Source organism: Candidatus Accumulibacter vicinus (assembly GCF_000584955.1).
In the GTDB taxonomy this organism is placed as follows: Bacteria; Pseudomonadota; Gammaproteobacteria; order Burkholderiales; family Rhodocyclaceae; genus Accumulibacter; species Accumulibacter vicinus.
On the sequence record NZ_JDSS02000049.1, the window covers coordinates 1 to 2,059 of the forward strand.

The following is a 2,059-nucleotide window of genomic DNA, read 5'->3' on the forward strand; positions in this document are numbered from 1 at the left end:
GAAGGCGTGCCCCGCCTCAATGGCGCGCACTGCTGCCGTAGCTGGCGTGATTGGTAGTCCGTGGTAGTGGATCAAGTTTTTCTCGCTTCGGATACAGACGCACAACAGATCGGTCAACCGGAGGCGCCACTGCGTGGCACCCCGGTTACCTCTACGTTAGGGCGCAGCGCGCTTCGCGTTGCGTTCTCGCTTGCGCTGCAACTTCGCGGCCAGCTCTTGCAGCTTCGGCCAGTCGTCGTCGTGTGCGTAGAGTTCGCGGCGCTTTAGGCCAAGGTCTGCGCGTTGTTGGCGCAGCTTTTCAACGCGCTCGGCTGTTGTCTTTGGTTCAACCACGTACACATACTCCCCACGCGCGTTGCAAAGTTCGACGCGCCTGTAATCCTCTCGGCGCAGCACGATCAAGGGTGCGGGCCGTCGCGCCATGTCGTTTCCAGCGTTTCCCAACTGAAGTCATCCACCCTTGTGTGCTGAACCGAGCCGCACTTGCTGCATTTGCGCTCAAAGCACCAGTACCAGCGGTTTACCTTGGTGGGCTCCCAGCGGTGCCTATGCAGCCGCGCCAGGAGCATGCGGAATGGGCTCACGCCCACCCCAGCCGGCGCACATGCGCCAGGGCCTCGGCCTTGGTGTCGTAGATCACATAAACGTGGCCGCCGTCGTTCCAACGGATGTCAACCCGGAAGCACGGGTCAAACCCGCAAAACTCGGTCATGCTGATGGAATCAGCGGTGGCGTGGTTGCGACCGAGAGAGAGTTGGTTGCCGTTCATGTTGCGCTCCGTTTGCGTTGCGTTGTCGATGGAGTGAACTATAGCAGCGTTTCCGGAAACGTCAAGGGGTCATGCAAAGTTTTTTCCACTCCACCAGCGCCCTAACACCAGGTCAACCGGACTGCCTGCGGCAGCCGGTTACCAAGCCGTTAGGCCGCTCCAATTCCGTCCACAGCGCGTCTAGCGCTTCGGCTTCGTCGGTGTTCATCACGGCCTCGATCAGCGCCCGATACTCGGCGTGCGGGATGCCTGCGGCCTCACGGGCGCGGTGCATGAATGCGTGCTGGCTGGTGTGGCCGAGTTCGTGCCACTCTTGGCCCGCAGGCCAGCAGGAGCCGCAAGTCGCGTTGGCATCTGCCAGTTCACGTTTTGCCAGCGTCACAAGAGCGCGCACCAGCCACGCGGCAGGCGGCCTAACTGACGGTTCAACTTGACCCGCCTGGGCGGGCTGCTCTGGTGTGTCATTCATGGTCTTCCTCGCGCCCAGTCGGGCAAGTGAGCTTCGCGTTGGGCGTCTTGCGGCCCACCAGCACATCCTGTCCGGCGTCGGTCACGCGGTACACCGGATCGCCGCCAGACAACGGCCCACCGCTGCGCTTCGTCATCATGCCGGCAGCCACCAGCGCCTCGCAGTCGTCGTAGTCTTCGCTGCCGGGGCCGGTGCAGAAGTGGTTGCGCCAGCCGGCAGTACGGCCGCGCCCAACACCCAGCGCGTGGCGCAGGATTTCGCGCTGCGCCTCAGTGATATTCGTCATCGTCGTCGCTCCATTGGTGGCACAGGCATTCGCACGCCTCGCCGTAGTGGTCCATGCCGTAGCGGATCGCGGCGCACTGCACCGAGTCGCGGTCCAGGTACGCTCGTCTGGATTAATGTTCTTTATTGTGCTCATATTGTGTTTTAGGTGGTTAGGCCGAATTGGGCGGTGTTACGGTTCTGCCTAAACTACGTTCGGCCCCAGTTTCACGCGCTGCTCTGCTTCGCGCATCCAGCCTTCGAGGCCCTTGTCGTCGGCGTCGGGCGACAGCGCATCCTGCAGCGTCATCCACACCGCAATCGAGCATGCGTGCCGGGTTCCCTGCTCCACCTCGCGGCAGTGCGCAAACAGCGCATCGCGGGTTTCGCTTGCCAGCGCTTCAAACTTGCGTTGCGTTTCGTCGGCGCGGCGGTTCTGCGCGTAGCTCTCGGAGTCCGCCTGTTGCCAGTAGGTTTGCCCAAGGTGGTAGGCGCGGCGCAGTGCCTTTGCCAGCGTCTCCGCAATTTCTCCGCCCTGGGGCCTAACTGTCGGTTCA

General features: G+C 62.7%; 5 protein-coding genes. All 5 read right to left on the reverse strand.

From position 1 onward, the window contains the following. Positions 1–156 precede the first annotated feature (156 nt). Positions 157–423 carry a hypothetical protein gene (locus CAPSK01_RS19570; RefSeq protein WP_034930782.1) on the reverse strand — a complete coding sequence of 89 codons (267 nt, stop codon included), beginning with the start codon at positions 421–423 and terminating at the stop codon, positions 157–159. A gap of 157 nt (positions 424–580) precedes the next feature. Next, complete coding sequence (locus CAPSK01_RS19575; protein ID WP_034930785.1) at positions 581–769, reverse strand: hypothetical protein; 189 nt, start codon at positions 767–769, stop codon at positions 581–583. A gap of 112 nt (positions 770–881) precedes the next feature. Then, entirely contained in the window at positions 882–1,238 is a 357-nt protein-coding gene (locus CAPSK01_RS19580) for a hypothetical protein (RefSeq protein ID WP_034930787.1), read from the reverse strand. Beyond that, entirely contained in the window at positions 1,231–1,524 is a 294-nt protein-coding gene (locus tag CAPSK01_RS19585; protein ID WP_273704134.1) for a hypothetical protein, read from the reverse strand. The genes CAPSK01_RS19580 and CAPSK01_RS19585 overlap by 8 nt, the downstream gene beginning before the upstream one ends. A 183-nt stretch (positions 1,525–1,707) precedes the next feature. Beyond that, on the reverse strand, positions 1,708–2,059 hold a 352-nt coding region (locus CAPSK01_RS19590), incomplete at its 5' end, for a hypothetical protein (RefSeq protein WP_273704135.1).